The organism is Hyunsoonleella rubra (assembly GCF_042684665.1).
Taxonomy (GTDB): Bacteria; Bacteroidota; Bacteroidia; order Flavobacteriales; family Flavobacteriaceae; genus Jejuia; species Jejuia rubra.
On the sequence record NZ_JBHULY010000039.1, the window covers coordinates 137,520 to 160,854 of the forward strand.

The 23,335-nt window shown below is 38.3% G+C and carries 18 protein-coding genes and 2 tRNA genes; 17 read left to right on the top strand and 3 right to left on the bottom strand.

Features of this window, described 5'->3' with window-relative positions; translation table 11 throughout:
• Positions 1-48: 48 nt before the first annotated feature.
• The gene (locus ACFSR8_RS15245; protein ID WP_380293579.1) at positions 49-2,826 is read right to left on the bottom strand and encodes a putative LPS assembly protein LptD; all 2,778 of its coding nucleotides are present in this window, start codon (positions 2,824-2,826) and stop codon (positions 49-51) included.
• 169 nt (positions 2,827-2,995) lie between these two features.
• Between ACFSR8_RS15245 and ACFSR8_RS15250 the strand changes: the two genes are divergently transcribed.
• The 7 genes from ACFSR8_RS15250 (at position 2,996) to serB (ending at position 9,714) form a co-directional block, all read left to right on the top strand.
• On the top strand, positions 2,996-4,117 hold the full coding sequence (locus ACFSR8_RS15250; protein ID WP_380293581.1) for an N-acetylmuramoyl-L-alanine amidase family protein: 1,122 nt from the start codon (positions 2,996-2,998) through the stop codon (positions 4,115-4,117).
• A 56-nt stretch (positions 4,118-4,173) separates the two neighbouring features.
• Positions 4,174-5,112, top strand: coding sequence for an MlaD family protein (locus ACFSR8_RS15255; protein WP_380293583.1), 939 nt, complete (start codon positions 4,174-4,176; stop codon positions 5,110-5,112).
• A 2-nt stretch (positions 5,113-5,114) separates the two neighbouring features.
• Positions 5,115-6,431 (top strand): 4Fe-4S dicluster domain-containing protein, encoded by a 1,317-nt coding sequence (locus ACFSR8_RS15260; RefSeq protein ID WP_380293585.1) that lies wholly within the window; start codon positions 5,115-5,117, stop codon positions 6,429-6,431.
• 53 nt (positions 6,432-6,484) lie between these two features.
• On the top strand, positions 6,485-7,276 hold the full coding sequence (locus ACFSR8_RS15265) for a (Fe-S)-binding protein (RefSeq protein ID WP_380293587.1): 792 nt from the start codon (positions 6,485-6,487) through the stop codon (positions 7,274-7,276).
• Positions 7,277-7,327: 51 nt separating this feature from the next.
• Entirely contained in the window at positions 7,328-7,813 is a 486-nt protein-coding gene (locus tag ACFSR8_RS15270) for an ABC transporter ATPase (protein WP_380293589.1), read from the top strand.
• A 29-nt stretch (positions 7,814-7,842) separates the two neighbouring features.
• The gene (locus ACFSR8_RS15275) at positions 7,843-8,322 is read left to right on the top strand and encodes a hypothetical protein (protein WP_380293591.1); all 480 of its coding nucleotides are present in this window, start codon (positions 7,843-7,845) and stop codon (positions 8,320-8,322) included.
• A 168-nt stretch (positions 8,323-8,490) separates the two neighbouring features.
• Complete coding sequence (gene serB / locus ACFSR8_RS15280; RefSeq protein WP_380293593.1) at positions 8,491-9,714, top strand: phosphoserine phosphatase SerB; 1,224 nt, start codon at positions 8,491-8,493, stop codon at positions 9,712-9,714.
• Between the two features lie 22 nt (positions 9,715-9,736).
• On the opposite strand, the gene ACFSR8_RS15285 is transcribed toward serB, so the two are convergent.
• Both ACFSR8_RS15285 and ACFSR8_RS15290 read right to left on the bottom strand, forming a co-directional pair.
• Positions 9,737-10,486: a C40 family peptidase gene (locus ACFSR8_RS15285; protein WP_380293595.1), complete on the bottom strand. Its 750-nt coding sequence runs from the start codon at positions 10,484-10,486 to the stop codon at positions 9,737-9,739.
• Positions 10,487-10,582: 96 nt separating this feature from the next.
• On the bottom strand, positions 10,583-11,761 hold the full coding sequence (locus ACFSR8_RS15290) for an acetyl-CoA C-acyltransferase (RefSeq protein ID WP_380293597.1): 1,179 nt from the start codon (positions 11,759-11,761) through the stop codon (positions 10,583-10,585).
• Between the two features lie 261 nt (positions 11,762-12,022).
• On the opposite strand from ACFSR8_RS15290, the gene ACFSR8_RS15295 reads away from it, so the two are divergent.
• The 10 genes from ACFSR8_RS15295 to ACFSR8_RS15340 all read left to right on the top strand — a co-directional run bounded on the left by ACFSR8_RS15295 (position 12,023) and on the right by ACFSR8_RS15340 (position 23,096).
• Positions 12,023-14,071 carry an HD family phosphohydrolase gene (locus tag ACFSR8_RS15295; protein ID WP_380293599.1) on the top strand — a complete coding sequence of 683 codons (2,049 nt, stop codon included), beginning with the start codon at positions 12,023-12,025 and terminating at the stop codon, positions 14,069-14,071.
• Positions 14,072-14,165: 94 nt separating this feature from the next.
• Positions 14,166-14,249, top strand: a tRNA-Ser gene (locus ACFSR8_RS15300).
• A 21-nt stretch (positions 14,250-14,270) separates the two neighbouring features.
• A tRNA-Pro gene (locus ACFSR8_RS15305) sits at positions 14,271-14,345 on the top strand.
• A 482-nt stretch (positions 14,346-14,827) separates the two neighbouring features.
• Entirely contained in the window at positions 14,828-15,829 is a 1,002-nt protein-coding gene (locus ACFSR8_RS15310; protein ID WP_380293601.1) for a GntR family transcriptional regulator, read from the top strand.
• 341 nt (positions 15,830-16,170) lie between these two features.
• Positions 16,171-16,998 (top strand): SDR family oxidoreductase, encoded by an 828-nt coding sequence (locus tag ACFSR8_RS15315; RefSeq protein WP_380293603.1) that lies wholly within the window; start codon positions 16,171-16,173, stop codon positions 16,996-16,998.
• Positions 16,999-17,024: 26 nt separating this feature from the next.
• Positions 17,025-18,200 (top strand): mannonate dehydratase, encoded by a 1,176-nt coding sequence (gene uxuA / locus ACFSR8_RS15320; RefSeq protein ID WP_380293605.1) that lies wholly within the window; start codon positions 17,025-17,027, stop codon positions 18,198-18,200.
• Between the two features lie 14 nt (positions 18,201-18,214).
• On the top strand, positions 18,215-19,057 hold the full coding sequence (kduI, locus tag ACFSR8_RS15325) for a 5-dehydro-4-deoxy-D-glucuronate isomerase (RefSeq protein ID WP_380293607.1): 843 nt from the start codon (positions 18,215-18,217) through the stop codon (positions 19,055-19,057).
• A gap of 18 nt (positions 19,058-19,075) precedes the next feature.
• The gene (locus ACFSR8_RS15330) at positions 19,076-20,254 is read left to right on the top strand and encodes a DUF4861 family protein (RefSeq protein WP_380293609.1); all 1,179 of its coding nucleotides are present in this window, start codon (positions 19,076-19,078) and stop codon (positions 20,252-20,254) included.
• Between the two features lie 7 nt (positions 20,255-20,261).
• A complete protein-coding gene (gene uxaC, locus ACFSR8_RS15335) occupies positions 20,262-21,668 on the top strand; it encodes a glucuronate isomerase (protein WP_380293611.1) in 1,407 nt (468 codons plus the stop codon).
• A 129-nt stretch (positions 21,669-21,797) separates the two neighbouring features.
• A complete protein-coding gene (locus tag ACFSR8_RS15340) occupies positions 21,798-23,096 on the top strand; it encodes an MFS transporter (protein WP_380293613.1) in 1,299 nt (432 codons plus the stop codon).
• The last annotated feature ends 239 nt before the right edge of the window (positions 23,097-23,335 follow it).

Sequence of the window (23,335 nt, forward strand, 5' to 3'; positions counted from 1 at the left end):
TGTAGTTTTAAAGATAGCAATAAAATGAAGAAAATACCTTAATAAATTTTAAAGCGTTTGGTCTGGCTGTCTACGCTTTTCGTATTTCAGGTCTTGAAGCAGCGAAGATTTGATGCCGATAAAGAAATTCCAAGAACTACGTGAGCTAAAGGGAACCCAGCTGAAATTCATTCGCCAACTCAATAAATCCCTTTCAAAGCGCAATTGGGTGAATGTAAATCCATGGTTTTTTAAATCATAACCTGAAGAAGCGCCTATCGACCATTTTGGGGAGAGTTCAATATCTCCCGAAAACATAAGGGAATGCGATGAGATTTCGTTGTTCCTCCTTTGATTAGAATAATTAATGGCATACGCCAAACGCAAACTCCAGGGAATCTTAAAGTTATAGAACTCGTCGTCTTCTTCCTTTTTGTCCTCCTCTTTTGCGTCAAAACGGTCGGTTGCAAAATCTTCCGGCCGTCCAAATAGGTCGTCTGCGCGCCCTCCGTTTAACAAGTTTTCTTGGATAGCAGGGTCGTCCTTGTCTCCTTTCTTGCTTTTATTGTCTTTGCTGGATAAAGAGTAGCTAAGGTTTAAATTAGCATTGGTTAGCCTAAATAGACTTCCTCCATTGTCGATATTGAATTTGTCAATTCTTTGGTTGTTATTATCCAAAGCGTACGGATCCATTGTTGCACTAAAGTTAACGCTCATCTTGTTATCGAATAACTGGGTTCCGCCATTCATCCGAATAGGGCTCCATTGCAATGAGTCGCCAGCAAAATTATAAGCAGTCGAAAAGTTCAGATTGTTTAAAAGAATGACCTTCTTAGGCTCTGTGGCCGTAGAATCCTTATCTCTAACTTTGGCCTCAAAATTATTAGATAAAGAAATCCCCATTGAACTTGAAAACGTCTTTCCAGGGACACCAAAAATGGATTGTTCAAAACGTGTAAACTCGACATCCTCACGAGTTAATCCGTCCGCACTAACTACCTCGTAAGTATCATAATATTTATCAAAGGCTGGATTGATATTATAGCTAATTGAGGGGCGCATTACATGCCTTATGGCCTTTATTTTTCGATCCTCACCCTTCTTTTCGAAATTGAACATCCCATAAACCGTAGTTCCTAAACTAGTACTGAAATTGTAGGTACGGAAAGAATCAAATCCACCAATAGTGTCTGTAATGACCACCTGTTCCTCTTGGTCAAAACTTCTGTCAATGGTATTAAAGGTCCAAACCTCACTGTAATTGGTTGCTGCCGTTAGACTAAAATGCTTGAATACCTTAAAATTTGTACTCAATGGAATGTTGTGCTGAAAGCCTGCCCTAGCATCATCAAACATTTCCTTTTTGAAGAATAGCGAATCCGTAGTTCTAATTCTATTTTCACCTCTTACGTTATACTGAAAGTTGACGTTTTGAATGATACCTTTTTTGGTTCCGGTTCGAGGAGCAAAAGGAAATATCCGGCCAACACTCGCCTGAAAAGTAGGCAGGGTCATGTCGATTTGCTCGGTTTGTGTGTTTTGTGAATGCGTTGCCGTCAGGCTGAAATTTACTTGAGGCTCTCCCTGAAACGTTTTGGAATATGAAATTGAGGAAGATAAGTTGTTATTCAAGAAACTTCCTGTGGTATTTTGGTTGATAGAGGCACGGTAAAATGAACTACTACCGAGGTTTACAGAAGCAGTAAAACGCGAATTGGGGCTGGCCTTAGCGTCCTGGCTATGCGACCATCGCAAATTGTACAACCTGTTGATAGCATAGTCTGGAAAACCACGTTCACTAGTGATGAGGTTTTCAAATCGAAAGGCGAAATTGCCCCTAAACCTATAGCGCCAGGCGTAGGTGCTTTCGGCCCTAAGGCCGTAACTTCCATTAGTGTAATAATCGCCCCTTATGGCCAGATCAACAAAGTCGCTAATGGCAAAGTAGTAGCCACCGTTCTGTAAAAAATACCCTCTTTCGTTCTGTTCTCCAAAGGTCGGCATCAAAATACCGGAAGTGTGTTTTTCTGTTTGCGGAAAGAAACTAAATGGCAACCAAATAGGCGTGGGTACATCATAAATAAAAAGTCCCGCAGGACCTGTAATAATCTTCTTTTTTGGCACAATTTTGGCCTTGGTCATTTTGATATAATACTCCGGGTCCTCAAGGTTTTCTGCAGTAGTGTATTTTGCTCTTTTCACAAAATATACGGAGTCGTTTTCTTTTTTGGTCACTTCCGCAATTACAGTTCCACCTTCCTGTTCGGTAACGCTGTTATAGATTAACGCTTTTTGCGTTTTCGTGTTAAACAAAATCGAATCAGGTTTGACTATTTGGCTCCCTTGAGTAAAAACTGGACCTTGGGTGTATGCTCCTGTTGAATCTACAATTCCCTTGGCATAAACTTCATCGGTTTTATAATTGATAGTAATGTCCCCGGATTTTATGTTGACATCTCCATAAGTTACCTCCGCTTGGTTATAAAGGTATATTTTCTGTTTTTTCTGGTTAAGGGAGGTGTAGTCTTGAGCTTTATAAGTAACAATATGATCCAAAAACTCCTTTTTCTTGGGTTTTATGGAATCGTTTACGATGGTATCTTGAACTGGCTCTGTAAGTTCGGTGTTTTTAACGATCTGGGGCGTAATCAAACTATCTATTTTTACAGCCACCGAATCTGCCCTGCTTGGTTTGATAGTTTTTTTCTTTTCTGGGATGTCTTGAGTGTAGCCAAACGTGTTGATAAACACTGTAAAACTCAATGCAAAAAGTATTTTAAACTTGTTTGTACCCAACGCTTTTAGATGTATTTTTGTAAAAGTATGGCTCGGTTTTTGAAACGCCAAAATTACATATATTTTTCTTGGATTGATTTATATTTCCGTAGAAATATTTCCAAGTAAAATAAACCCATTTTCCATAACGTTTAAAAGGGCAAACAGCATCAAAAACTGAACCTTTTTTATAAATGTCAAATTAAAATGGTGCAAAAATAGAATAGCCATTTTTTACCCAATGAAAACGAACAGAGTATTGCATTTCGTATCTTTTTTGATAGTCTTAACATTTGCAGGATTGTTGAGTGCTCAAAGCAACGATAAATTTATTGTTGTGCTAGACGCAGGACATGGAGGCAGGGATTCAGGAACTCCTGGTACCAAACGTTATAAGACTGCTGAAAAGGATATAGCCCTGGACGTAACTCTGGCTGTGGGTAAGCTTATTAAGCAAAATTTGCCCAATGTAAAGGTATTATACACAAGAACCAAGGATGTATATCCAACCTTGAATAATAGAGCTGTTTTAGCCAATGAAAAGAAGGCGGATTTATTTATTTCAATCCACTGTAATGCCCAGCCAGGAGGTAAAGGCTCCGCTTATGGATCTGAAACATTTGTACTAGGAATTCATAAAAATGCAGCGAATTTAGAAGTTGCAAAACGTGAAAATTCAGTGATTTATCAAGAAGATAATTATAAGGAAACCTATAAAGGGTTTGACCCAAGTTCTCCCGAATCCCTAGTCAGTTTAATGATGGCTCAAGAAGATTATTTAGATAATAGTATTGAGCTGGCAAATTACATAGAAACGGAGTTTAAAGTAACTGGCAAAAGAAAAAGTAGAGGGGTTAAGCAGGCAGGCTTATATGTTCTGGCCTATACCTACATGCCAAGTGTTTTGGTGGAACTCGGGTTTTTAACACATAAAAAGGAGGAAGATTTTTTGAACTCGAAGAAGGGTAAGGCCATTATGTCAAAATCCTTATTTAGGGCTTTTAAAAAGTATATCCAATACATGGGCGCAAATGCGACAGAGACCATAAATGATAAAACGAATACTGTTACTTCCGATGCTCCACAAATAGCATTTGAAGATGTAACGTTCAAGGTGCAAATTGCGGCAAGTTCCAGAAAGTTAATGCCCAAACCCTATAATTTCAAGCAATTGGACAATATTTCCCGTATTCAGGAGAATAATCTTTATAAGTATTATTATGGAAGCACCTCCAATTATAATGAAGCTATGAACTTGGTGCAAACCGCAAAATCCAAGGGGTATGCCTCCAGTTTTGTGGTGGCTTTCAAGGGCGACAGAAAAGTGCCTTTGGCAGAGGTGTTAAATTCTACTTCTAATTAAGAATTCAATAGTTCCTATCTAAAATTGTTTTAAATTTGTTTTCAAAAGAAAGCATTTTGAAAATTTCAAGAGAAGTAAAAGTAGGCGTGCTCGTTCTTTTAGGCATCGCATTATTTATTTACGGGTTTAATTACTTAAAAGGGGAGGACATACTCAGTTCCTCCGATACATTCTTCACCGAATATGAAAACGTTGAAGGCCTTGTGCCATCAACTCCAGTTACAATTAATGGATTAAGTGTTGGAAAAGTAACTCACATCGACTTTAAAGGTGATGGTTCCGGAAAGTTAAAAGTAACAATGGTGGTTGATAGCGATTTTGAGTTTTCCAAAAACAGCAGGGCTGAGCTTTATGAAACCGGTTTAATAGGAGGTAAGGCCATAGCCATTATACCCGCTTTTGATGGTGCTGAAAAAGCATCGAGTGGCGATGTATTGCAAGGTGGTGTTAAAGCTGGCCTAACGGAACTAGTGAATCAGCGCTTAACCCCTTTGCAGGAAAAAATTGAAATTATGATGGTCGGGGCCGATTCCTTGTTGGGTAACGTCAACGAAGTTTTTGATGCCAAAACGAAAGCAAATTTGAGAGATGCCATTGCGCAATTGGACGAGACAATGAAGAACTTTAATGGAGCTTCGAGTACATTGAATAAACTCTTGGCAAATAACGAGGCAAAGCTGAATTCGACTTTTTCAAATTTAGAAACCATTACTGATGATTTTTCGCAAACTGCAGATCAATTGTCCCAAGTTAACTTAAAAGAAACTTTCGATAAACTGGAAGGTACAATTCAAAACCTTAACGCATTGACGGCTAAAATCGATAAAGGCGAAGGTTCCATTGGAAAACTGATGAACGATGACGAATTGTATATCAACTTGAAAGGTGCGTCAAAGGAATTAGAAGAATTATTGCGAGACGTAAAATTACATCCTAAGCGTTACTTTAGAATTTTATCCAAAAAGGAAATACCTTACGAAGAAGAAACCAATTAAGCATGTCTTACATACCCAATATTCTTTTTGCCATTGCCCTTATCGCAGGGATTGGTTATTTCTCAAAAAACGTTAAAAAACTCATCCGAAACATAAAGTTGGGCCTTAAAGTGGATATCAGCGATAATAGGGGCGAACGTTGGAAAAATATGATCAACATCGCTTTAGGGCAAAGTAAAATGGTGCGCCGGCCAATATCAGGATTCCTTCATGTTGTTGTTTATGTTGGTTTCATAATTATCAATCTCGAGGTTTTGGAAATCATAATTGACGGCCTATTTGGCACCCATAGAATTGGTCTGAGCGTATTGCCAACTGCGTTTTACGGCTTTCTCGTTGGAAGTTTTGAAATATTGGCGGTTCTGGTGTTTATAGCAGTTATTGTCTTTTGGATCAGAAGAAATGTGATAAGGCTTGCCCGTTTTTGGAAAGAAGAAATGACCAGTTGGCCAAAAAATGATGCCAATAACATCCTGTATTTTGAAATGGTGCTGATGACCCTGTTTTTGGTGATGAATGCCACGGATTTACAGTTTCAAAGCATGGAATCGGGTAATGTGGTCAGCCAATTCTTGGCACCATTGTTTTCCGGATTGCCCGAAACTACATTGCATATCATTGAACGAGGCGCTTGGTGGTTGCACATTTTGGGTATTTTGGTATTCTTGAATTACCTCTATTTTTCAAAACATTTACATATTCTTTTGGCATTTCCAAATACGTTTTGGGCACCAATAAAGCCAAAGGGCCAGTTCAATAATTTGGAGGCCGTTACCAATGAGGTAAAGCTGATGATGGACCCCAATGCAGACCCTTTTGCGGCGCCGGCCGAGGACGTTTCGGAGGACGAAGTTCCCGCCAAATTCGGAGCTAGTGATGTGATGGATTTAGACAGATTTCAATTATTGAGTGCCTATACGTGTACGGAGTGCGGACGATGTACGTCTGCATGTCCAGCAAATTTGACTGGTAAAAAATTATCCCCACGAAAAATCATGATGGACACCCGTGACCGTTTGGAAGAGGTGGGCAAAAACATCGATACCAATAATGGTGAATTCAAGGATGACGGCAAACAATTGCTCGGTGATTACATCACACATGAGGAGCTTTGGGCTTGCACGACTTGTAATGCTTGTGTGGAGGAATGTCCTGTAAGCATCAATCCGCTTTCTATTATTTTGGATATGCGCCGTTTTCTGGTGATGGAACAAAGCGCTGCCCCATCAGAGTTGAACAATATGATGCAAAACATTGAAAACAATGGGGCGCCATGGCCATACAATCAAATGGATCGCCTGAATTGGAAGGATGAGTAAAAGTTGAGTCAAACGACTAAACGATGAACAACTTAACGACATAACAATATCATATGAGTGAGTCATTAAAAGTGCCAACCATGGCGGACTATTTTGCCGAAGGGAAACAGCCCGAGATTTTATTTTGGGTAGGTTCTGCAGGAAGCTATGACGATAGGGCCAAAAAAATTTCCAAAGCTTTCGTTAAGATTCTGCACAAGGCCAATGTAGATTTTGCGGTGTTGGGAACGGAAGAAAGCAATACTGGAGATGTAGCCAAACGCGCTGGAAATGAGTTTTTGTTTCAAATGCAAGCCGTCATGAATATTGAGGTGCTAAACGGTTATGAGGTAAAAAAAATAGTCACTTGCGATCCACATTCTTATAATTGTATCAAAAATGAATATCCAGAATTGGGTGGTAATTATGAGATGTATCACCACACACAGTATATTGACCAGCTCATAAAATCAGGGCGATTAAAGGTAGAAGGCGATACTTATAAAGGGAAGCGCATCACATTTCACGATCCCTGTTATTTGGGTAGAGCAAATAGTGAATATGACGCACCGAGAACACTGTTGCAACAAACAAAAGCTAATCTCGTAGAAATGAAACGCCATAAAAGCACAGCACTGTGCTGTGGCGCAGGCGGCGCACAAATGTTTAAAGAACCTGAAAAAGGGGATCAGGACATCAATGTACTTCGAACCGAGGATGCTTTAGAAACCAACCCTAATATTATTGCAACCGGTTGCCCATATTGCAACACGATGATGACCGATGGTGTAAAAAGCAAAGAAAAGGAAAACCAAATTGAAGTATTGGACGTTGCCGAGTTGATTGCTCAATCCATGAATCTTTAAATTGATTTTGACTTTAATCTAAAATCGTAATACGTAAATCATAAATTAAAAATGTTAGTCGATTTTAACACATTGCCCGATGATGCCAGAGTTTGGATTTACCAAGCCAATCGTTCTTTTACTCCCGAAGAAATTGAAGAGATAGAGTCAAGGTTGGCTGAGTTTATTGAAAACTGGACCGCTCACGGAGCCGACTTGAAGGCAGGCTATACTATTAAATATAAGCGATTTATTGTCATAGGGCTGAATCAACAATTGAATTCTGCTACAGGGTGTTCAATTGATGCTTCTGTAAATTTTATCCAACAGTTGGAGAAAGATTTCAATGTAGATCTAATGGACAAAATGAATGTGTCTTATAAGCAGGGAGAGTTTGTGGCCTATAAATCTTTAACGGATTTCAGAAAAATGGCAAAGGATAAAGCGGTGTCAAAGAACACTGTAGTCTTCAACAATCTTGTAGCTAGTATTGCTGAATTTAAGGAGAACTGGGAAGTCCCTGCGAGCGAAAGCTGGCATGGCCGATTTTTGAAATAGTAGGATTAAGTACAAAGTTGTGCCAAATAATGAAAAACCATTTATGGAAAATATTGGGTTTTATCCTGGTTTTGCATCTTGGATTTGGGTTATTTAAAAAATATCACCCTACTTTTTATGGTACTTCATTCAACGATGAGCGGATTGAAATTGGACTCGTTGCAATTGACTCAACTATGGTGAGGACAGGTAAAAATACTAGTGTATATCAAACTTGGAGAAATGAAAGTACGACTGTTCCACGGTTTTACGCCAAATATGTATCTTTTGACAAATGGAACAAAGGAATCGAAATGGAAAATGACAATTATGTTGTTATGTTCGATTCTATAAAAGCAATAGTTTCAATTAACTACAATTACGAAACTGAAAAATTCAATTACGCATTGAAAGAGTATGACAGGCCGAAAAATACCTATGACCTATATGGTCATTCTGGAAGGACGATTAGAAAGTTAAACAAAGCAGAAATAAAAGAAATATTAAATAACAACGGTATAAAATACTAGCTATCGTCTAATTCATAAATTTCAAGTTGATTTTAAGTCCACTCTATATCGACCAAAGTTTCGTGTAACCCTCGCAACAATTCATAGCAATGGATTAAATTCCAAAAAATTTTCATTTCTCAAATAGATTAGTGACTTTTACAGCTTTCAAAACGGACAGCATAAATTATGGCTACTGATATATTTCTTTTAAATATTTCTGGCCCTGATAAACCAGGGCTAACTTCTAGTTTAACAAGCGTTTTAGCTGAATATGGCGCAAAAGTGCTGGATATAGGTCAGGCTAACATTCACGAAACTTTGTCTTTGGGCATCATGTTTGAAATTAAGTCAGGAAAAAAGTCTGCTGCTGTTTTAAAGGATTTGTTGTTCAAGGCTTATGAATTAGGTATTAAAGCGAAGTTCAGGCCAATTTCCCTTAATGAATATGAGCATTGGGTAGGCTTGCAGGGAAAAGACAGGTATATCGTCACTATTTTAGGTGAGAAACTTGCGGCTGAGCAGATTTCCGAAGTCACAAAAATAATTTCTGAAAAGAACCTTAATATAGACTCCATAAAACGATTGACAGGGCGATTATCTCTAGTCAAAAAGGAAGAGTATCCTCGTGCGTCCATTCAGTTGTCTATTAGAGGCAAAATCAACAATAAATCTGAATTCACTGAGAAATTCATGCAGATTTCCAAAGAATTGGATGTAGATATTGCTTTTCAGGAGGACAATATTTTCAGAAGGAACCGACGCTTGGTATGTTTTGACATGGATTCGACTTTAATTCAAACAGAAGTCATTGATGAACTAGCAGAATTGGCGGGAGTAGGCGAACAGGTGAAAGCCATTACCGAATCTGCCATGCAGGGCGAAATTGATTTCAACGAAAGTTTTAAACGCAGAATGAAGCTCTTGAAGGGGCTGAGCGAGGAGGTTTTGCAAGATGTGGCCAAGAATTTGCCTATAACCAAAGGTGCGCGAAGATTAATTGACACCCTGAACAGTTATGGTTTTAAGACAGCGATATTATCTGGCGGGTTTACCTATTTTGGGCATTATTTACAGAAGGAATTGGGGATTGATTATGTGTATGCCAACCAGTTAGAAATAAAGGACGGCGCTTTAACCGGAGGATATATTGGCGAAATTGTGGACGGTAACAAAAAGGCCGAATATCTTAGAGAAATTGCTGAAAAGGAGGGTATAGACATTAGCCAGACTATTGCGGTGGGTGATGGGGCAAATGATTTGCCCATGCTCAATTTAGCAGGTCTAGGTATCGCGTTTCACGCTAAGCCAAAAGTAAAGGACAATGCCCAAAGTTCTATTTCCAGTATAGGGCTAGATGGTGTATTATATCTGCTGGGCTACCATGACAGGCATATTGATTTGTTGGAGTAGAAACAAACCGAATACTTTCAAATTAGACTATTTTTTTGATTACCCGAAGTTTATGGGTATGTGTTTTTTTGTCCACGTTATAAATCCCGGAGTGATCCAAACGGTCAATTCTCACTTTACCATGGGCATGGATGATGTAATTGTCCTTCATGATAATGCCCACATGGATAATATCTCCCTCATTATTATCGAAAAAAGCCAAATCCCCAGGCTCGCTTTCTTCAATAAAGCTTAGAGGTTCACCCTGCGTAGCCTGCTGTGAAGCATCTCGAAGCAGTTTATAACCATTAAGTTTGTATACCATCTGCGTAAACCCAGAGCAATCAATACCGAACGGGGTTTTTCCACCCCAAAGATATGGGCTGTTCAAATACAAAAATGCAGTGTTGACTAGATTCGATTTATCCGATACACCTTCAGTAGAATTACCATCGAATTGATGATTCAAAAGCGCCAACCCATTCAATGAGGAGCCCAATGGGATAGGAGACAGTTGTTCATTTTCATCTTGAACAAATTCCACCAAATCAGTTGCAATTTTGGGTGTTTCGGTATTAAGGCTTTTATAATCCTCGGCTGAAATTTCAAGGTATTGCTTGTTGTCAATCCAGCCCTCATATTTATCAAATGCCAAACGGATTTTGCTCCAATTCTTACGCAGTTCAATCACCTTAAAAAAATCGCCATAAAGTACCTGCGACACCAACTCGCTTTTGTCAGAAGCCTCAAATCTTAAGGGAACGATACTTAAATTACAAATTCCGTACTGCATCAATCAAAAGTTAGTATCAAAAAAAGAAAATGTTTTCCATACGAATTAAACTGCTCCCGATAGCTATCGGGACTACCACTGTTCACTGTCAACTTATTAGGGGCGTTCAATAACCATTGCAGAAGCACCACCGCCTCCATTACAGATTGCGGCTGCCCCAATCTTGGCATCGTTTTGCTCCAAAACACTCAGAAGAGTAATTAAAATCCTAACGCCCGAACAACCCAACGGATGACCCAAAGACACTGCGCCACCATTAACATTTACTTTGTCATCATTTAAACCAAGCAGTTTCATATTGGCAAGAGCTACAACCGAGAAGGCTTCGTTAAACTCGAAAAAGTCAACATCGTCTTGAACAATTCCTGCTTTGGCCAAAGCCTTTGGCAGTGCTTTTGCCGGAGCTGTGGTAAACCATTTTGGCTCATGTGCCGCATCAGCGTAACTTTTAATAGTAGCCAGTATGTTAAGCCCAAGTTCGTTAGCTTTTTTCCTGCTCATTAGAACCATCGCGCCTGCACCATCATTAATGGTGGACGCATTGGCGGCAGTAACTGTACCCTCTTTTGTAAAAGCGGGGCGCAAACTCGGGATTTTTTCAAGTTTTACTTTGGTGAATTCCTCATCGGTATCTACAATAATCGGTTCGCCTCTTCGCTGCGGTACTTCAACTGGAACGACTTCATTTTTAAATTTTCCGGATTGCCAGGCGTCCGCCGAACGCTGGTAAGATTGAATGGCATAGGCATCCTGATCTTCCCTTGAAAACTCATATTCAGTAGCGCAAGCATCTGCACAAACACCCATCGCATTTTGGTCGTAAGCATCGACGAGTCCATCCTTTTGCATGCCATCCACTAAAGTACCTGGGCCAAATTTTGTTCCAGTTCTCGCATAAAGATAATGTGGGATTAAACTCATATTTTCCATACCGCCAGCAACTATTATTTCCGCATCACCTAAGCGGATGGACTGAGCGGCATGCATAATGGCTTTCATTCCGGATGCACAAACTTTATTTACCGTGGTACATGGCACCGTATCTGGAATACCTGCACCCAACGCGGCTTGCCTTGCCGGGGCTTGCCCAGTACCGGCCTGAATCACATTGCCGATAAACACTTCCTCCACCAATTCAGGTTTTAACCCTACTTTATCCATAGCCCCTTTTATGGCTATCGAACCCAATTTTGTAGCGGGTACAGTGGATAATGCCCCTAAAAAGCTACCAATAGGTGTTCTTGCCACAGAAACAATTACAACGTCTGAATCCATCTTTATTCGCGAGTTTATTACAGGCGAAAATAATCAATTTTTAACATATAATATTAGGATTGGGGCTATTATAAAAATCAAGATAACGCTACAAAATTTATTACTTTTCTTCTGTAAAACTGAATTTCTTAAATTTTAAAACTACAAAACTCAGTTTCGTATCAGTAACTGCTTCCCTAGTCCATGTGATTTATTTCATTTGTCTTTTGTGAGTTTTCAAGTGAAAAAATTCATGTACTTTTGAACTTACTAAGATAAACTATGAAGGACTTTATCAATAAAATTTACAGAAATCATTCGCTGATCTATAAGGTCCTATTATTTGTTTCCACTACCTTTTTAATTGTTTATCTTTTTCCAAAGAGTGGAAAATTTAAATATAATTTTGAAAGGGGAAAGCCTTGGCAATCAGAGGATTTGCAGGCTCCTTTTGATTTTGCTATCAAAAAATCTGATGCCGAAATTGCCAAGGAAATACAGGATATTGAAAACCGGGCGCCAGCATATTTCGATGTAGATGAAAGCATCAAAAATAAAGTCCTAAAAAATTACGAAGCTGATTTTAAGGAAAACTTTACGGACTCAATTTCCAACACGCTTTCTGAAAGGCTGAAACAAAATGGATTGGATATTATCGATGAGCTCTACGCTTATGGTGTCCTTTCCGAATCCATGAATTTTGAAGATGATAAGTTGGTGACTATTCTAAGCGGAAATGTTGAGAAGCAAAGTACCACCTTTTCCAATTTGATACAGCAGGATGAAATAAGGAACTTCATCGAGAATGCTTTGATGAAGCGCAATTTGAAAATCTACATCCCTCAATATGTGGCATTGTTTTTCGATATTATTGAGCCTGATCTGAAATATAACAAGTCGTTTACCGAAAAGGCCCTAAATAGCGACTTGAATAAAATTTCATATACCCGAGGAAGTGTAGAAAAGGAGCAGCTCATCATTTCCAAAGGGGAAGTGGTTGAGGGGGATAAATTTCAGATTTTGAAATCCCTTCAATCCGAATATGAGTCGCAAGTGTGGAATGAGTCCAACTACAATTGGATTCTTTTTGCCTATACACTTTTGGTGGCTTTGGCCTTGCTGATGTTACTCCTTTTTCTGAGGAAGTATCGTATTGAAGTGTTTGAAAACAATACAAAGGTTACTTTTATTTTCTTCAATGTATTGTTGATGGTGTTTATCACAACTTTGGTTGTAAACTATAACTCGGAGTTCTTATACGTGGTGCCCATATGCGTGCTGCCTTTGGTTTTAAAAGCCTTTTTTGATGCCAGACTTGGGATGTTTGCCCATGTGATTACGGTGTTACTTTTAGGTTCAATAGTTCCCAATAGCTACGAATATATGTTTTTGCAGATTTTGGCAGGTATTGTTACCATACTAACGGTTTCAGAACTTTATAAGCGGGCCAATCTTTTTATTTCTGTCGGGCAGATTACTCTAATCTATATTATTGCGTATTTCGCATTTTTTGTAATTCATGAAGGTAGTATTGAAACCATTGATTTGACCAACTTTCTGTTGTTTTTCCTTTGCGGATTGGCAACATTATTCGTTCAACCTTTGATTTATGCATTTGAGAAATTGTTCGGATTGGTTTCCGATGTATCGCTTTTGGAATTGTCCGATACCAATACAAAATTACTAAAGGAGTTGTCCAATATTGCTCCGGGAACATTTCACCATTCTTTAAACGTTGCAAATTTAGCCGAAGCTTCGGCCAATGAAATTGGGGCCAACGCTATGCTTGTTAGAGTAGGGGCATTGTATCACGATATTGGGAAGATGGTAAACCCTAATTATTTTATTGAAAACCAATCTACGGGAATAAACCCGCATGATGAACTATCTTCAACGGAAAGTGCTAGGATTATTACGGATCATGTGATCAATGGCATCGAAATAGCTAAAAAATATAACCTCCCGGACAGGGTCATTGATTTTATAAGAACACACCATGGGACCAGCGTAGTCTATTATTTTTTTATTAAGGCTAAAGAAACGGATAAGGATATAGATATGGATCTGTTCCGTTATCCCGGACCAAAACCCTTTAGTAAGGAAACGGCAATTTTAATGATGTGCGATAGTGTTGAAGCGGCATCAAAAAGTTTAAAAAACCCTACGTCCACCAAAATTGATGCCTTTGTTGAAAACATTATCAATAAGCAGATTGATGAAGAGCAATTTTTGAATGCGAATATTACGTTTAAGGAAATACAGTCCATCAAAAAAATACTAAAACACAAGCTTGCAAATATTTATCATTTACGGATAGAATATCCTGAATAAAAAATGAAAAAATAAATAAAAAAAGTTGTGTTCTTTAAGATGAAGGCTTACATTTGCAACCGCAATTTTGATTGCTAAGTTCTTTAAAGAGCTGGGAGAGGTGCCAGAGTGGTAATGGAGCAGATTGCTAATCTGTCAACGCGTAAGTGTTGCCCGGGTTCGAATCCCGGTCTCTCCGCAAGTTTAAAGATAGCCAATTCGGGGTGTAGCGTAGCCCGGTTATCGCGCCGCGTTTGGGACGCGGAGGTCGCAGGTTCGAATCCTGCCACCCCGACGGAATAGGTACTAAAGAAATATGCTTTGGCACTTATATTAATAAAAACCAGTAAAACACATTTTTACTGGTTTTTTTGTGCCTTTTGAAAGCGGATTTGTTAGTGTGTTGTTTTTTAGATTAAGGAATAAGTTTCTTCACTGTCAAATATATATGGAAAGACCGAGTTTTTTTTGTGATAAATTCTTAGAATGAGATTTTTAACAAAACAAACACCGATATTAAATCAATAATTTAGAATAGTATCTAGAATTGATAGGGTATTATTATTAAAATCAATGCGAATACCACATTGAGTTAAAGGGCTTTTAATTGGTTAAAATCTTTGTTCTGATAAAGGACAATAGAATATAAACTCTACGAAATTGTTAAATTTTGATAAAGGACACAGCAGGATAGTTATTGTTTTAATATCCTTTTATTTTGAGGTAAAACCTTCTAAAGTTTAAGAACAAATTTAAGCTAATCAGATTGTACAGGAAATGCCAACTAAACTTATAAAATTAAAGAATTTAAGCAATAATGATTCCCCGAAATATATTAAAATTGTAAATGCTTTTAAGGAATCTATTGAGACAAATGCTTTAAAAAAGGGCGAATCTATACCTTCGATAAACGAATTCAGTAAGGATTACAGTGTTTCAAGGGATACTGTTTATAAGGCTTACGTATTGCTTAAAAAACAGGGCTACATTCAGGCTACCCCCAACAAAGGTTATTACATATCTCAGAACACTAAAAAGGTGCTTATGTTAATTAGCACTTTCAAGGCATACAAAGAAGTTTTTTATCACTCCTTTATGGGTTGCCTGCCCGATAATGTAATAGTTGATTTGCAGTTTCACCACTATAATATCAAAAATTTCAAGTCTATGCTGGATGTTGAAAACGGAAAGTATTATAAATATATTGTAATGGGTTTTGACCATCCAGACGTAGAAAGTACCCTTTCCAAAATTGACAGACATAAACTGTTGCTTATCGATTGGAAGGCTAATTTGAAATTGGCCGAAAATTATGTTTTTCAAGATTTCGGCAAAGCGTTTTATTCTTGTTTGGAAGACGCACTTCATTTATTTAAGAATTATGAAGCGTTATGTTTTATCTACCCTGAATATACACATCACCCTTATGAAAGTGTGTCATATTTCGAAAAGTTTTGTAATTCAAATCGTTTAGAATACAGTGTAAGTAATAATGGTTCAGAGCTGGTTGTTAAAAAGAAGACAGCCTATATATGTGTGAACGATCGCATTTTATATGAATTACTTGGTCAATGTGCTGATGCCGATTTAATTGTAGGTAAGGATGTTGGAATTTTGTCATATAACGATACCCCGTTAAAACGTTTTACTAAAAAAGGCATCTCCGTCATTTCGGTTGATTTTAGAGAATTTGGTAATAAAGTCGCCCAATTTATTACGGCCGATGCTCCATTGCAGACATATTTAAAAACTAACCTAATTTTAAGGGAATCCCTTTAAGTGCTTCTGATAAATCCATCTCCGTAAAACGGAAAAAAAAGCAAGTTTATCAGGACAGAGCAGGACAGGTTAAACATGTATGTTTTTTAGATTTGCTATAACTATTTGAGCATATGTCCCAAGTGCTTTTTCCAGGATCAAGAAGTTGAACTAAGGACATGATGTATGATTTATAGACTCAATAACAATATCTTCGAACAGATATACCCTTATTTCAAGAAAAAAAGCCATCTTGCAGATACATTTTCAGCACAATATAGCTGAGCTTCGTTGGTTTCAAAAATAAGATAAACAAATTTTAACTGAATCAAATTAAATATAATTGAAGAACTAAGTAGAAAATGGGAAAAACAGTAGTAATAACCGGAGCAGGTGGGGTGCTTTGCAGTACTATGGCAGAGGCATTAGCAAAGGAAGGACATAAAATAGCCTTACTCGATTTAAACAAAGATGCTGCCGACAAGGTTGCAGAAAAAATAAATAATGCCGGAGGCAAAGCCATTGGGGTAAAAGCCAACGTTTTAGAAAAAGACTCTTTGGTCTTGGCAAAAGAAGAGGTTAACAAGGCATTCGGTAAATGCGACATTTTAATTAACGGTGCGGGTGGAAATCATCCATTAGGTACAACTAGCAACCCGTTTTTACAAGCAGAAGACTTGCTGAACAAAACAGAAGGATTTAAAACCTTCTTTGATTTAGATCCAAAAGGAATTCAATTTGTGTTTAACTTAAATTTTATTGGAACCTTGTTGCCAACCCAAATTTTTGCCGAAGATATGGTAGGTCGGGATAACTGTAGTATTCTAAATGTATCGTCAATGAATGCATTTACACCCTTAACAAAAATACCAGCTTATAGCGGAGCAAAAGCCGCCGTGTCAAACTTTACACAATGGTTGGCCGTGCACTTTTCGAAAGTTGGTATTCGCGTAAACGCCTTGGCGCCCGGTTTTTTCTTAACTGAGCAGAATAGAACTTTGTTGACTAACGAAGATGGTAGTTTGACCCCAAGAGGAAATCAAATCATAGAACAAACACCTATGGGCAAATTTGGAGAGCCCGAGCATTTGGTGGGAACAACTTTATGGTTGTGCGGTGAAGGCGCATCATTTGTAACGGGTGTAGTCGTTCCAATTGATGGCGGATTTAGCGCATACAGCGGAGTTTAATTAAAAGGAACAACAGATTTAAATTTATGGAACAAACATGGCGATGGTACGGGCCCAATGATCCCGTTAGTTTATCGGATATTAAACAAGCAGGAGCTACTGGGGTAGTTTCTGCACTTCATCATATTAAAAATGGTGAAGTTTGGAGTGTTGATGAGATCCAAAAAAGAAAAGATATAATAGAAGAGGCGGGTTTAACCTGGAGCGTTGTGGAAAGCATCCCTGTTCATGAAAGTATTAAAACACGCTCTGGGAATTTTCAAAACTATATCGAAACCTATAAAACGAGTATTGAGAATTTGGCCAAATGTGGTATTAATATAGTATGCTACAATTTTATGCCAGTATTGGATTGGACAAGAACAGATTTAGGTTTTGAGGTGTCAGATGGCTCAAAGGCCTTACGATTTGATGTAGTGGCATTTGCCTGTTTTGAGCTGTACCTATTAAAACGACCAGGAGCGGAAAATAGTTATTCTGAAGCACAGAAGGAGAAGGCCAAAGCTTATTTCGATAATCTTTCAGAAGAAGGAAAAACGCAATTAATAAATAATATTATCGCAGGGCTTCCTGGAGCTGAGGAAGGATATACCTTGGAGCAGTTTCAGCTTGTGTTAGATACATATAAGGATATTGATGCTCAAAAATTGAAGGAGCATTTAGTGGCATTTCTAAAGGAAATCATTCCTGTGGCCGCCGAGAACAATGTTTTAATGTGTATCCATCCTGACGATCCTCCATATCCTATTTTAGGATTGCCAAGAGTAGTGAGTACCGAGTCAGACTATGCCTATTTATTCGATAATGTTCCCGATAGGGCCAACGGTATTACCTTCTGCACGGGCTCCCTTGGCGTAAGGGGCGATAATGACTTGGTGAAAATATTCAAGCGTTTTGCCGATCGCGCACATTTCCTTCACCTAAGAAGTACAAAGCGCGACGAGCATGGTAATTTTTACGAGGCCAACCATTTGGAAGGCGATGTGGACATGTACAGTATTGTGAAAGAAGTTCTAGCAGAAGAAAAAAGAAGGCGTGCCGAAGGACGTGCCGATTTTGCAATTCCGGTAAGACCGGACCATGGCCATCAAATGCTTGACGATTTACATAAAAAAACCAACCCTGGCTATTCGGGAATTGGCAGATTGCGAGGCCTGGCCGAGTTAAGAGGATTGGAATACGGTTTAAAACAAACAATATAAATTGAATTAAAGAAATGAAAGTACACTACGAAACGCGATACGCATCAAGCCCAAAAGCTGTAAAACAGTATGATACCAAAGAGTTAAGAGATGAGTTTTTAATTGATAATTTAATGCAGGAAGACCAGTTGGTTTTGGTCTATACACATTACGACAGATATATGGCGGGTTCAGCCGTACCGGTGAAAGCCCCAATTGCTTTGGAAACCATCGACCCGTTAAAATCATCATATTTTTTAGAAAGACGGGAAATAGGCATTATCAATGTTGGTGGTGACGGTATTGTTGAAGTAAATGGAGAGGTTTATGAGCTAACGCTAAAAGATGCACTTTACATTGGTAGCGGCAACGAAAATGTAGTTTTTAAAAGTGTAGATTCAAAAAAACCTGCAAAATTTTACCTCAACTCGGCCCCGGCCCACAGGAATTATCCAACAAAAAAAGTAAGTAAGGCAGAAGCCAATAAAATTGAATTGGGGTCTTTAGAAACGGCAAACCATCGCACTGTGAACCAACAAATAATTGGTGGTATTGTAGATACGTGCCAATTGCAAATGGGGATGACCGAGCTTAAAACGGGTAGTGTTTGGAATACCATGCCAGCACACGTTCACGACAGAAGAATGGAAATCTATTATTATTTGGATATTCTTGAAGGTCAAGCCGTATGCCATTTTATGGGGCAACCACAAGAAACACGCCACATTTGGATGCAGAACCACCAAGCAGTTATTTCTCCGCCATGGTCGATCCACTCTGGTTCGGGAACTTCAAACTATACGTTTATTTGGGGTATGGCTGGGGAGAATTTAGATTATGGCGATATGGATGTTGCCAAAATAACCGAATTAAGATAGAACTTATATATACCTAATATGAATGCAAGCCTATACAAGGTTTTGGTAGCCATAATGATATGTTTAACCTCATGTCAACATCAAGCTCAGTATATTGTAACAGTGGAAAATCCATTGGATATTGAACGCTCTTTTGAAACTATTGAAATCAATAAGTCTGATTTGAAAATGGCAGAGAATGCGGAATTTGAGCATTTGTCGGTCAAGGATTCAGAAAGTAATACCTTCCTCATATCACAATTTGTAGATGAAGACGGAGATGGAAATGCCGATGTAATGCTCTTTCAACCTCAGATGGGAGCCAATGAAATAAAAACGTTTCAATTGGTAAAAGCTGAATCCTCTAAGGTACCTGAATCTTCAGATTACTGTTATTCAAGGTTTGTCCCAGAGCGCACTGACGATTATGCCTGGGAAAATAACAAAGTGGCCTTTAGAACTTTTGGGCCTACCGCTCAAAAAATGGTAGAAGATTCCGTAAAAGGGGGTACCTTGACCAGCGGTATTGATGCATGGCTGAAAAAGGTAGATTACCCAATTATAAACAAGTGGTATGCCGAAGATCAAAAAGAAAAGGGAGCCTATCATAAGGACAAAGGCGAAGGTTTGGATAATTTTCATGTTGGTGTAAGTCGCGGTGTTGGAGGCATAGCGGTTAAGAGTGATTCAATCTATTATATTTCCAAAAATTTTACCAAATGGAAGACGATTGCCACTGGCCCAATACGAACAAGTTTTATTTTGGAATATGCGGATTGGGATGCTGGAGGGAACAAAATTTCAGAAAGGAAACACATATCGTTAGATTATGGGAGTCATCTTTCAAAATTTAAGATTGAATTGAAAGGTGCAGAAACCATCTATGCGGGATTAACACTCCATGAAAAGGATGGTGAGCCCACCGAAAATCAAACTTCGGGATGGGTGTCTTATTGGCAACCTCATGGGGATTCAGAATTAGGGACAGCTATAGTTGTGCCAAATGATAATATGGTATCAAGCGTTCTCTTTGACACACCTTTAAAGGATCAAAGTAACCTATTTGCTGAAATTAAAGTGGAAAATGGAGTTGCAATGTATTATGCTGGCTTTGGGTGGAAAGAGTCAAAAGATTTTACCTCCAAGTCTAAATGGGAAAACTATCTGGATGAATTTTCACTAAAAATTAATAATCCACTTAAAGTAACTATTGATTAAGTGATTTATGAAAGCTAAAAACTTTATTTCGGACAATTTTATTTTGCAAACTGAGGTCGCCAGAGAGCTTTATCATTCTTACGCCAAGGATTTGCCAATAATAGATTATCATAACCACCTTTCGGCCAAGGAAATTGCAGAAAATAAGCCTGTTAAAAATATTTCCGAAGCATGGCTTAAGGGAGACCATTATAAATGGCGGGCAATGCGTGCTAATGGTATAGAGGAGATTTATATCACAGGTTCGGCTACATCAAATAAAGAGAAATTTCTAAAATGGGCTCAGACCGTGCCGTACACATTGCGTAATCCTCTGTTTCATTGGAACCAATTGGAACTTAAGCGCTATTTTGGTGTTGACGACATCTTGCAACCCAGCAACGCAGAAGATATCTACAAAAAATGCAATGCTATTTTGGAGGATAGAACGCCCGCGCAATTGCTCGAGGATATGAAGGTAGAAGTAGTGTGTACCACCGACGATCCAACAGATGATTTATACTACCATCAAGAGATTGCAAAATCTGATTTCTTCACAAAGGTATTTCCAACATTTAGGCCGGATACGCTGATGCTCATTAAGGACGGCACTTATTTAAACTACCTCGAAAAACTAGCCACGTGCGTTGGTTTCAAAATTGATAGTATTGAAGCACTTTTTAAGGCTATTGATGAAAGGATCGAATTTTTTAATGACAACGGTTGCAGGCTTTCAGACTATGGTATAAGTGGCGCTTTTGCTTATATAGATTTTAACGAAGAAGAAGTTGACTTAATATTTAAGAACAAGTTAAAAGGAGAATCGCTTTCGGAGCAAGATGCCCAAAAATTCCGTTCCGCTGTTTTACTTCATTTAGGTAAAAAATACCATGAAAAAGAGTGGGTACAGCAATTCCATTTAGGAGTGATTAGAAATAATAATGATCATTTACAGAATATGGTCGGTGCTGATGCTGGCTGTGATTCCATTGGAGACTACACAATGATAGATAGTCTATCTAAATTTCTCAATGCGTTAAGCAGTACTAACCAGTTAGCCAAAACAATAACTTATAACCTTAACCCATCGCAAAATGAAACCTTTGCCACTATGATGGGTAATTTTCAAAATTCAGATTGCCCAGGCAAGATGCAATGGGGTTCAGCCTGGTGGTTTTTAGATCAGAAAGATGGTATTGAAAACCAGATAAATTGTTTGTCTAATATGGGGCTATTAAGTAGATTTGTCGGGATGCTTACCGATAGCAGGAGCTTTTTGTCGTTTCCACGGCATGAGTATTTCAGGCGTATTTTGTGCAATTTATTGGGAGAGGATGTTGAGCGAGGCCTATTGCCTGACGACTTAGAGTTTCTTGGTAAAATGGTTCAAGACATCTGCTATTACAACGCTAAGAATTATTTTGATTTTAATTAATACAATTCAACTAATTTGAATACATTTGGCTTTACGGCCGATTTTGATTATGCTTTTTTATAGAGGGTAGCGATTTAAACGTAGTTTTCTTAGAATATTTAACTAGAAATATATTAACCAACATAAATTATGAGTAAAACAAATAAGATTGGGAATTATCGCTATCGAATCTTGGCGTTGTTAATGTTTGCAACAACGATCAATTATTTTGACAGAAGTATAATTGGTGTGATGGCACCTACACTAGAAAAAATGTTTGGGTGGACAAATACTGACTATGCAAATATTATGATCTCCTTCAAAGTAGCTTATGCAATTGGTATGCTTTCAATGGGTGGTTTAATTGATCGTTTGGGGACTAAAAAAGGGTACGTGCTATCCATTGGTCTTTGGAGTGTGTTTGGAATGCTACATGCAGCTGTGCGTCCAGGTTTTAGCGTTATAGGATTCGCAGCGGCCCGATTTGGTTTAGGTTTTGGAGAGTCGGGTAACTTCCCTGCCGCCATTAAAACTACAGCAGAATGGTTTCCCAAAAAAGACCGCGCTTTTGCAACTGGATTATTTAATGCCGCTACTAGTATTGGAGCAATTGCAGCTCCCTTTGTTATTGGTTGGATTGTCCATGAAAATGGAAAAAACTGGCAAATACCATTTCTAATTACAGGTGTTCTTAGTGCAATCTGGGTATTTTTATGGTTAAGAACTTATAAGAAACCTGAGGCACATCCAAAGGTATCCAAAGAAGAGTTGGCTTATATTCAAGAAGATTCTGAGGCTGAAAATGAAGAAAAGCTACCATGGAAGGCTGTTGCAGGAAAACGTCAAACTTGGGCATTTGCTTTAGCCAAAGTTACGGATGCAGTTTGGTGGTTCTATCTTTTTTGGGGTGCTAAATTTTTAGCTGAAACCTTTGATGTAAATATTAAAAATATAGCTTTACCTTTCTTTGTAATTTATATATTGGCAGATGGAGGAAGTATATTAGGAGGATACCTGTCAGGAGTGTTTATAAGAAAGGGGTGGTCCGTAAATAAAGCAAGAAAAATAACTTTACTCATTTGTGGACTCATAATTCTTCCTGTAGCTTTTGTTGCTATAACAGATAACAAATGGTTGGCAATTTGTTTGATGGGCTTAGGAGCCGCGGGTCACCAAGCCTGGTCGGCCAATATATTCACTTTAGCATCTGATGTGTTTCCTAAAAAGGCCACAGCATCGGTAGTTGGAATTGGTGGAATGGTTGGTGCTGTTGCCGGTATTGTTGCCGATTTTGCTCTAGGATCTGTTTTAGATCAGGCCGGTAATACAGGATACTTTTGGGCATTCTTAATTGCTGGTTCTAGTTACCTAATAATCTTAGGATTTGTGCATTTAATTATGCCAAAAATGACACCGATGGATGAAAACTTAAACCTAATAGAGGGGTAGGCAGGTTATGATATAATGACCTTAAAGGCTACAATCAAAATTCTTGGCAGTAGCCTTTATCTATGAATGTCTCTTTTATATTGGAAGGGTTATTTTGTGTGATTCACTTATTGTAAACCAAGATGGTTTAAATAAATATGTCTCCTGGATCGATAAATTCTTCTGATATCACTAGGGCTACCCCGGTTGTTTGATTTGTAAGATCAAAAACCTTAATGAATGAGTAATAAGAATAATAT

Excerpts from the sequence above, each read along its gene's own strand:
- ACFSR8_RS15295 (WP_380293599.1), top strand. The coding sequence starts at position 12,023 with ATGAAGGACTTTATCAATAAAATTTACAGAAATCATTCGCTGATCTAT.
- ACFSR8_RS15330 (WP_380293609.1), top strand. The coding sequence starts at position 19,076 with ATGAATGCAAGCCTATACAAGGTTTTGGTAGCCATAATGATATGTTTA.
- ACFSR8_RS15250 (WP_380293581.1), top strand. The coding sequence starts at position 2,996 with ATGAAAACGAACAGAGTATTGCATTTCGTATCTTTTTTGATAGTCTTA.
- ACFSR8_RS15260 (WP_380293585.1), top strand. The coding sequence starts at position 5,115 with ATGTCTTACATACCCAATATTCTTTTTGCCATTGCCCTTATCGCAGGG.
- serB (WP_380293593.1), top strand. The coding sequence starts at position 8,491 with ATGGCTACTGATATATTTCTTTTAAATATTTCTGGCCCTGATAAACCA.
- ACFSR8_RS15340 (WP_380293613.1), top strand. The coding sequence starts at position 21,798 with ATGAGTAAAACAAATAAGATTGGGAATTATCGCTATCGAATCTTGGCG.
- ACFSR8_RS15290 (WP_380293597.1), bottom strand. The coding sequence starts at position 11,761 with ATGGATTCAGACGTTGTAATTGTTTCTGTGGCAAGAACACCTATTGGT.
- ACFSR8_RS15310 (WP_380293601.1), top strand. The coding sequence starts at position 14,828 with ATGCCAACTAAACTTATAAAATTAAAGAATTTAAGCAATAATGATTCC.
- ACFSR8_RS15315 (WP_380293603.1), top strand. The coding sequence starts at position 16,171 with ATGGGAAAAACAGTAGTAATAACCGGAGCAGGTGGGGTGCTTTGCAGT.
- ACFSR8_RS15285 (WP_380293595.1), bottom strand. The coding sequence starts at position 10,486 with ATGCAGTACGGAATTTGTAATTTAAGTATCGTTCCCTTAAGATTTGAG.
- uxuA (WP_380293605.1), top strand. The coding sequence starts at position 17,025 with ATGGAACAAACATGGCGATGGTACGGGCCCAATGATCCCGTTAGTTTA.
- ACFSR8_RS15270 (WP_380293589.1), top strand. The coding sequence starts at position 7,328 with ATGTTAGTCGATTTTAACACATTGCCCGATGATGCCAGAGTTTGGATT.
- uxaC (WP_380293611.1), top strand. The coding sequence starts at position 20,262 with ATGAAAGCTAAAAACTTTATTTCGGACAATTTTATTTTGCAAACTGAG.
- ACFSR8_RS15265 (WP_380293587.1), top strand. The coding sequence starts at position 6,485 with ATGAGTGAGTCATTAAAAGTGCCAACCATGGCGGACTATTTTGCCGAA.
- ACFSR8_RS15275 (WP_380293591.1), top strand. The coding sequence starts at position 7,843 with ATGAAAAACCATTTATGGAAAATATTGGGTTTTATCCTGGTTTTGCAT.
- kduI (WP_380293607.1), top strand. The coding sequence starts at position 18,215 with ATGAAAGTACACTACGAAACGCGATACGCATCAAGCCCAAAAGCTGTA.